Raw genomic sequence first — 7,048 nt, forward strand, 5'->3', positions numbered from 1 at the left:
TCCGGACATGCAGAGCGCGGTGTTCGAGCTGCTGGGTATCGGCGCGGAAGAAGCCGAGATGAAGTTCGGCTTCCTGCTCAAGGCGCTGAAGTTCGGCGCGCCGCCGCACGGCGGCATTGCCTTCGGTATCGATCGCGTGGCTGCGCTGATGGCGGGCACGGAATCGATCCGCGATGTGATTGCCTTCCCCAAGACCACCAGTGCGCAGGATTTGATGACTGATGCACCCTCTATCGTCAGCGACGCGCAGCTGAAAGAGCTGCATGTGGCGGTGGCCGTCACGGAAAGTGCGAAAGGCTGATCCGGACATGCCATGCCGCGTAGGCGGCGTGGCATGCTGGCTGCAGTTTCGTTGCTGTCCCATTTCATGACCGAACACGTCATTTTGCTGCATGGCCTGTGGATGCGCGGCTTCGCGCTGGGCATGCTGCATCGTCGCTTGATGGAAGAGGGGTTTCGCGTCCATCGCTTCGACTACATGAGCGTGGCGGCGACGCAGGAGCACATCTTGCGCCGGTTGCAAGGAAGCATGCTCGATTACGCACCCGGCCCGGTGCATCTGGTTGGCCACAGCCTGGGCGGTCTGCTCGCTCTGCGCGCCTGCCTGGAAGCGAGCGATCTGCCGCCGGGGCGTATCGTCTGTCTTGGTTCGCCGCTGAAAGGTAGCGCCGCCGCGCGCGCCTTTGCCCGCCTGTGGCGCGGCGGCGAGGTGTTGCTCGGCCATAACCGTGCGCTGCTGGAATTGGGGTTGGAAGCCTGGAAAGGCCCGCGCGAGGTGGGTGTGATTGCCGGCTGCATGCCGATCGGCCTGGGCGCCATGCTCAGCCCGATCGCCGGCGAGCACGACGGCACGGTGGCGGTGGAAGAAACCCTGGTGCCCGGTCTGGCCGGGCATTGCGTGGTGGAAACCAGCCATACGGGGCTGCTGTTTTCGGCGGAAGTGGCGCGATTGACGGCTTCGTTCCTGCGCGAGGGGACATTCGGTTCTCCCCAGCTTCCATGAAAGACGCGTGCGACGTAGGTTGGGGTGCGAACCCCAACAAAATGATGCGCATCAACATGTTGGGGTTCGCACCCCAACCTACGCGGACCGGAGCGAGAGGGCCACAGGAAGCCCGATGGCGCAATGCAGTAAAATCCCCCGCTTTCCACTTTCAGACCCAAGCCAGGTATCCCCATGGGTAGAGGCCCGTCCATCGAAGGTCGCAAGAATGCCGAAGACGCCAAGCGCGCCAAGGTGTTCACCAAGCTGATCCGCGAAATCACTGTCGCCACGCGTGCCGGCGTGCCCGACCCCGCGCTCAACCCGCGCCTGCGCACGGCCGTGGACAAGGCGCTGACCGCCAACATGTCCAAGGACACCATCGAGCGCGCGATCAAGCGCGGCTCCGGCGCCGACGGCGGCGCGAAGATGGAAGAGCTGCGCTATGAAGGCTACGGCCCGGGCGGCATCGCGCTGATCATCGAATGCTTCACCGACAACACCGTCCGCACCGTTGCCGACGTGCGTCACGCGCTGACCAAGCACGGCGGCAACCTGGGCACCAGCGGTTCGGTGGCGTTCCAGTTCACGCGCTGCGGCGAACTGGTGTTTCCCACCGGTGGCGACGAGGCGAAGGAAGAAAAGATCCTGGAAGCCGCACTTGATGCCGGTGCCGACGACGTGGTCAACGAGAACGGCGAGAGCACCGTGGTCTGTGCGCCGGAAAACTTCGAAGCCGTGCAGCAGAAGCTGATCGAAGCCGGCCTGGATGCGCAGCATGCCGGCGTGGTGATGCGTCCGAACAACCGCACGGCGGTGTCCGGCGAAACGCTGGAAACGCTCACGGACTTGCTCGAAAAGCTCGATGGCCTCGACGACGTAAGCGAGGTCTATCACAACGCGCTGCTGCCGGCCGAATAACGAGCCTTCGATGATCCGCATCATCGGCATCGATCCTGGCAGCCAGCGCACGGGCATCGGCATCGTGGATGTCGATGCCGCCGGCAAGCTGTCGCATGTGTTCCATGCCGCGCTGGTCGTCGCGGGCGAAGAGGACTTCCCGCTGCGCCTGAAGCGCATCTTCGAGGGCGTCGATGAAATCATCTCCGCACATCGTCCGGTGGAATGCAGCATCGAGCGCGTGTTCATGGCGCGCAATCCGGATTCCGCACTCAAGCTCGGGCAAGCGCGCGGCGCGGCGATTTGCGCCGTGGTAAATCGCGGCATTGCGGTACACGAATACGCGGCCACCGAAGTCAAGAAAGCCGTCGTCGGCGGCGGCCGCAGCGATAAAAGCCAGGTACAGCACATGATCGGTGTACTGCTCGGCCTCAAGGGGCCGATCCAGGCGGATGCGGCCGATGCACTGGCCATTGCCGTCGCGCACGCGCATACCCGTTCCAGTCTCGAACGCGTGGGTATTCCGCGCACCGCATGGAGACGTCGCCGATGATCGGTCGACTTAGAGGCACGCTTATTTCGAAACAGCCACCGTGGTTGATGGTGGAAGTGGGCGGCGTGGGCTACGAGTTGGAAGCACCCATGTCCACCATCTACGACCTGCCGCAAACCGGCAAGGAAGTGACGCTGCTGACACACTACGCGGTGAAGGAAGACAGCGTGGCGTTGTACGGTTTTCTGCACGAATCCGAACGCGCATCGTTTCGCAATCTGTTGAAAGTCAGCGGCATTGGCGCAAAGACCGCGCTGGCCGTGCTATCCGGTGTATCGACACAGGATTTCGCCCGGCTGGTGCAAGCCGGTGATGTGGTCGCGCTGACCAAGATTCCTGGCATCGGCAAAAAGACGGCCGAACGCATCGTGGTGGAATTGCGCGATCGCGTGGACAGCCTCGGCGCGAGTGCGCCTGGTCTTGCTACTGCCCCTGGCGCGCCGGCCGACCCGGCTGCCGAAGCCACGGTAGCGTTGCAGCAGCTTGGCTACAAGCCGGCGGAAGTGAGCCGGCTGGTGCAGAAGGTGGCCGAGTCGGGCGACAACGCCGAAACCATTATTCGCAAGGCGCTGCGCGCCGCACTTGGGAGTTGAACCGTGGGTAGTCATCAAGGAATGAGCGAGGCCGATACCAAGAAACGGCTGGCCGCATTGGCGCTGGGCGCCATCGGCGTGGTCTACGGCGATATCGGCACCAGTCCGCTGTACACCTTGCAGACCGCGCTCAGTCACGACGGTATGCATCCTACGCCGGAGAGCATCTACGGCGTGTTGTCGCTGATTTTCTGGGCGCTAATCATCGTGGTCTCGCTGAAGTACGTGATGTTCATCATGCGCGCCGACAACAAAGGCGAGGGCGGCATCATGGCGTTGATGGCGCTCACCCTGCGCGGCGTGGGTGGCCAGCCGAAATTGCGCTGGCTGCTGGCGATCATCGGCATTTTTGGCGCCTCGCTGTTCTACGGCGACGGCGTGATCACGCCGGCCATTTCGGTACTGTCCGCGGTGGAGGGCGTGAAAGTGGCCGCGCCTGGCCTTGCGCATTGGGTGGTGCCGATCACGGCCGTGATTCTGTTTTTTCTGTTCGCGTTGCAACGGCATGGCACGGAGCGAGTGGGCAAATTGTTCGGCCCGGTGATGGTGATCTGGTTCATTGTGATTGCTGTGCTTGGGGCTCGCATGATCCTGCAGGAGCCGCAGGTGCTGTACGCGCTCAATCCGTATCACGGCGTGCGTTTCTTCATCACCCACGGCTTGCAGGCGTATATCGCGCTGGGCAGCGTGGTGCTGGCGGTGACGGGTACTGAAGCGCTGTATGCGGACATGGGACATTTCGGCAAGCAGCCGATCCGCATGGCCTGGTTCAACTTCGTGCTGCCGGCACTGGTGCTCAATTACTTCGGGCAAGGTGCCCTGCTGCTGCAGCATCCGGAGGCGATCGACAATCCGTTCTTCAAGACCGTGCCGTCGATGCTGCTGTACCCGATGATCGCACTGGCCACGGCGGCCACCGTGATTGCATCGCAGGCGGTGATTTCCGGTGCGTTCTCGATGACGCGCGAGGCGATGTCGCTAGGCTATTCGATGCGCATGCCAGTGGTGCATACCTCGCGCGAGATGTCCGGCCAGATCTTCGTGCCGTGGATCAATTCGTTCCTGCTGGTGATGGTGCTGCTGGCCGTGTTCGGCTTCCGCAGCTCGGAAAACCTGAGTGCGGCTTACGGCATCGCCGTGACCGGCACCATGGCCATCACCACCGTGCTGGCGCTGTTCGTGGCGCGCCATCAATGGGGTTGGCGTGCGCCGATTCTGATCGTGGTGGGTGCGATCCTGCTGACCATCGATCTCGCGTTCTTCTCTGCCAACCTGATCAAGGTGGAATACGGCGGTTGGTTCCCGCTGGTGCTGGGCCTGGCCGTGTTCGTGGTGATGACCACCTGGCGCCGTGGCCGCGAACTGGTGGTACGCGAAATCAAGCAAGGCGGTTTGGCGTTGGCGCCCTTCATCGACAACATCGCCGAGCATCCGCCACTGCGCGTGCCGGGTACGGCGGTGTTCCTTACCGCCAACCAGAATGCCGTGCCGCATGCGTTGCTGCATAACTTGAAGCACAACAAGGTGCTGCACGAGCGCAACGTAATGCTGACAGTAGAAGTGCTTGAAACGCCCGTTGCCGATCCGGGCGAGCGTATCCATCTGTCACCGTTGGGCAGCGACTTCTACAGCCTGGAAATCCGCTTCGGTTTTGCCGAGGACCCGAATATTCCGCTGGCCTTGTCTAAGTGCGCCAAGAGCGGCCTGCCGTTCGATCTGATGGACACCACTTTCTTTCTGTCGCGCGAAAATATCGTCGCCGACAAGCGCCGTCCAGGCATGGCGTTGTGGCGCGACCGGCTGTTTGCCTTCATGTCGCGCAACGCGCTGCCGGCGACGGCGTTTTTCCAGATTCCGGGCAATCGCTTGATCGAGCTGGGTACGCAGCTGGAGATTTGATTCGGCGCAGGGCGGCTTTTTGTAGGCTGGGATGAAATCCCAGCATTTCGCATCCAACGCTGGGATTTCATCCCAGCCTACGCGCCCGCACAGACTCACTCTCAGCCATAATCGCCTCATGTCCGAACACCGCATCATCACTGCCGCCGCCCAGCTCGACGACGAAGCGCTCGAGGCGTCGATCCGTCCCAAGCGCCTCAACGAATATCTGGGGCAGCAGGCGGTGCGCGAGCAGCTGTCGATCTACATCGAGGCGGCGAAGAAGCGCGGCGGTGCGCTCGATCACGTGCTGATCTTTGGTCCGCCAGGTCTTGGCAAAACCACGCTGAGCCATGTGATCGCTAACGAATTGGGCGTCAACATCCGCTCCACCTCCGGCCCGGTGCTGGAGCGTGCGGGCGATCTCGCCGCACTGCTCACCAATCTCGAAAAGCACGACGTGTTGTTCGTCGACGAGATCCATCGCCTCTCGCCCGTGGTGGAAGAAGTGCTCTACCCGGCGATGGAAGATTTCCAGATCGACATCATGATCGGCGAAGGTCCTGCGGCGCGTTCGATCAAGCTGGATCTGCCGCCGTTTACATTGATCGGCGCCACCACGCGCGCGGGTCTGCTGACGGCGCCCCTGCGCGATCGCTTCGGCATCGTGCAGCGCCTGGAGTTCTATTCGCCCGAGGAGCTCACCGCGATCGTGCGCCGCTCGGCGCGCATTCTTGGCATTGGCTGCGAAGTCGAAGGCGCACAGGAAATCGCGCGCCGTTCGCGCGGCACGCCGCGTATCGCCAACCGCCTGCTGCGCCGTGTGCGCGATTACGCCGAGGTGCGCGCGGGTGGCCACATCACGCTGGAAGCAGCGCAGGCGGCGATGAACATGCTCAAGGTCGATGCCGAAGGTTTCGACGAACTGGATCGTCGCCTGCTCACCATCATCATCGAGAATTTCGATGGAGGACCGGTGGGCGTGGAATCGCTGGCGGCTGCATTGAGCGAAGACCGCGGCACGCTGGAAGACGTGGTGGAGCCTTACCTGATCCAGCAAGGCTTCCTGATTCGCACGGCGCGCGGCCGCATGGCCAGCGCGAAAGCCTGGCGTCACCTCGGGCTCACGCCGCCACCGCGACAACCGCAGCCGGGCGATCTTTTCAATGGCGGTTCCGATGTCTGAAGCAGCTTTTACATGGCCGGTGCGCGTGTATTGGGAAGACACCGACGCCGGCGGGGTGGTGTACCACGCCAGTTACCTGCGCTTCCTGGAGCGCGCCCGCACGGAGTGGTTGCGCGCCCTGGGCGTGGACCAGCTGGCGTTCAAGCAGGCGACCGGCCTGGCCTTCATGGTGCACCGGATGGAGATCGACTTCCTCAAGCCCGCCCTGCTGGACGATGAACTGGCCGTCACGGTGGAAGTCAAAGATCGCCGTTCAGCCAGTATTCTTTTCGCGCAATCGATTACCCGGGCGGATGGCGCCGTGCTGATCCAGGCGCAAGTACGTGCGGCTTGCGTGGACCTGGCAAGGATGCAGCCCGCCCGGATCCCGGAAGACATTGTTGGCCGGATCGCTTGAGGTTGATCCTCGATCCTGCCTTAGCCAAGTACTTGAGTTAGCCCTATGCGGTGGAGAGCCCCCAAGCCATGAACGGTGGATTGAACGTTTTCGAGATCGTGTCGAGCGCAAGCTTGCCAGTGCAGCTGGTGATGCTGGTGCTGCTGGTGCTCTCGTTCCTGTCGTGGGTGATCATCATCCGCAAGTACTCGCAGCTCAAAGCGGCGATGCATAACGCCGAGTCGTTCGAGGAGCGCTTCTGGTCGGGTGCCGACCTGGCGCAGTTGTTTCGCGAGGTGAGCAACAGCGGCGACGGCGGCGGCATGGAAAGCATCTTCGAATCGGGCTTCCGCGAATTCGTGCGCCAGCGTCAGCGCCGCGGTGCCGACGTGCCCACCGTGATCGAAGGCTCCGAGCGTGCGATGCGCGTAGCCGGCACCAAGGAAATCGGGCTGCTCGAACGCAACCTGGAATTTCTTGCCAACGTGGGTTCCATCAGTCCGTATGTGGGTCTGTTCGGTACCGTGTGGGGCATCATGGGTGCCTTCCAGGGCCTGGGCGAAATGAAGGACGTCACCAT

The 7,048-nt window shown here is 62.7% G+C and carries 9 protein-coding genes; all 9 read left to right on the forward strand.

The features are described 5' to 3' along the window. The coding region (locus tag VJR68_RS18030; protein WP_324149953.1) for an amino acid--tRNA ligase-related protein at positions 1–301 on the forward strand (301 nt) is incomplete at its 5' end. Between the two features lie 66 nt (positions 302–367). Further along, positions 368–1,003, forward strand: coding sequence for an alpha/beta hydrolase (locus VJR68_RS18035; protein ID WP_324149963.1), 636 nt, complete (start codon positions 368–370; stop codon positions 1,001–1,003). Between the two features lie 174 nt (positions 1,004–1,177). Continuing rightward, entirely contained in the window at positions 1,178–1,903 is a 726-nt protein-coding gene (locus VJR68_RS18040) for a YebC/PmpR family DNA-binding transcriptional regulator (RefSeq protein WP_324149954.1), read from the forward strand. Positions 1,904–1,913: 10 nt separating this feature from the next. Next, entirely contained in the window at positions 1,914–2,435 is a 522-nt protein-coding gene (gene ruvC / locus VJR68_RS18045) for a crossover junction endodeoxyribonuclease RuvC (RefSeq protein WP_324149955.1), read from the forward strand. Beyond that, complete coding sequence (ruvA, locus tag VJR68_RS18050; RefSeq protein WP_324149957.1) at positions 2,432–3,028, forward strand: Holliday junction branch migration protein RuvA; 597 nt, start codon at positions 2,432–2,434, stop codon at positions 3,026–3,028. The genes ruvC and ruvA overlap by 4 nt, the downstream gene beginning before the upstream one ends. Positions 3,029–3,049: 21 nt before the next feature. Further along, positions 3,050–4,927 carry a potassium transporter Kup gene (locus tag VJR68_RS18055; protein ID WP_324149965.1) on the forward strand — a complete coding sequence of 626 codons (1,878 nt, stop codon included), beginning with the start codon at positions 3,050–3,052 and terminating at the stop codon, positions 4,925–4,927. A 118-nt stretch (positions 4,928–5,045) separates the two neighbouring features. Next, the gene (gene ruvB, locus VJR68_RS18060; RefSeq protein WP_324149959.1) at positions 5,046–6,092 is read left to right on the forward strand and encodes a Holliday junction branch migration DNA helicase RuvB; all 1,047 of its coding nucleotides are present in this window, start codon (positions 5,046–5,048) and stop codon (positions 6,090–6,092) included. Continuing rightward, positions 6,085–6,489: a tol-pal system-associated acyl-CoA thioesterase gene (gene ybgC, locus VJR68_RS18065; RefSeq protein WP_324149961.1), complete on the forward strand. Its 405-nt coding sequence runs from the start codon at positions 6,085–6,087 to the stop codon at positions 6,487–6,489. Before ruvB ends, ybgC begins: the two co-directional genes overlap by 8 nt. A gap of 68 nt (positions 6,490–6,557) precedes the next feature. After that, positions 6,558–7,048: MotA/TolQ/ExbB proton channel family protein (locus tag VJR68_RS18070; protein ID WP_324149962.1), on the forward strand; the 491-nt coding region annotated here is incomplete at its 3' end.

The sequence above is a fragment of the Dyella sp. genome, from assembly GCF_035277725.1.
Taxonomy (GTDB): Bacteria; Pseudomonadota; Gammaproteobacteria; order Xanthomonadales; family Rhodanobacteraceae; genus Dyella_B.

Bases quoted from the DNA above. Each gene is read 5' to 3' on its own strand.
- VJR68_RS18035 (WP_324149963.1), top strand. From the start codon at position 368: ATGACCGAACACGTCATTTTGCTGCATGGCCTGTGGATGCGCGGCTTC.
- VJR68_RS18040 (WP_324149954.1), top strand. From the start codon at position 1,178: ATGGGTAGAGGCCCGTCCATCGAAGGTCGCAAGAATGCCGAAGACGCC.
- ruvC (WP_324149955.1), top strand. From the start codon at position 1,914: ATGATCCGCATCATCGGCATCGATCCTGGCAGCCAGCGCACGGGCATC.
- ruvA (WP_324149957.1), top strand. From the start codon at position 2,432: ATGATCGGTCGACTTAGAGGCACGCTTATTTCGAAACAGCCACCGTGG.
- VJR68_RS18055 (WP_324149965.1), top strand. From the start codon at position 3,050: ATGAGCGAGGCCGATACCAAGAAACGGCTGGCCGCATTGGCGCTGGGC.
- ruvB (WP_324149959.1), top strand. From the start codon at position 5,046: ATGTCCGAACACCGCATCATCACTGCCGCCGCCCAGCTCGACGACGAA.
- ybgC (WP_324149961.1), top strand. From the start codon at position 6,085: ATGTCTGAAGCAGCTTTTACATGGCCGGTGCGCGTGTATTGGGAAGAC.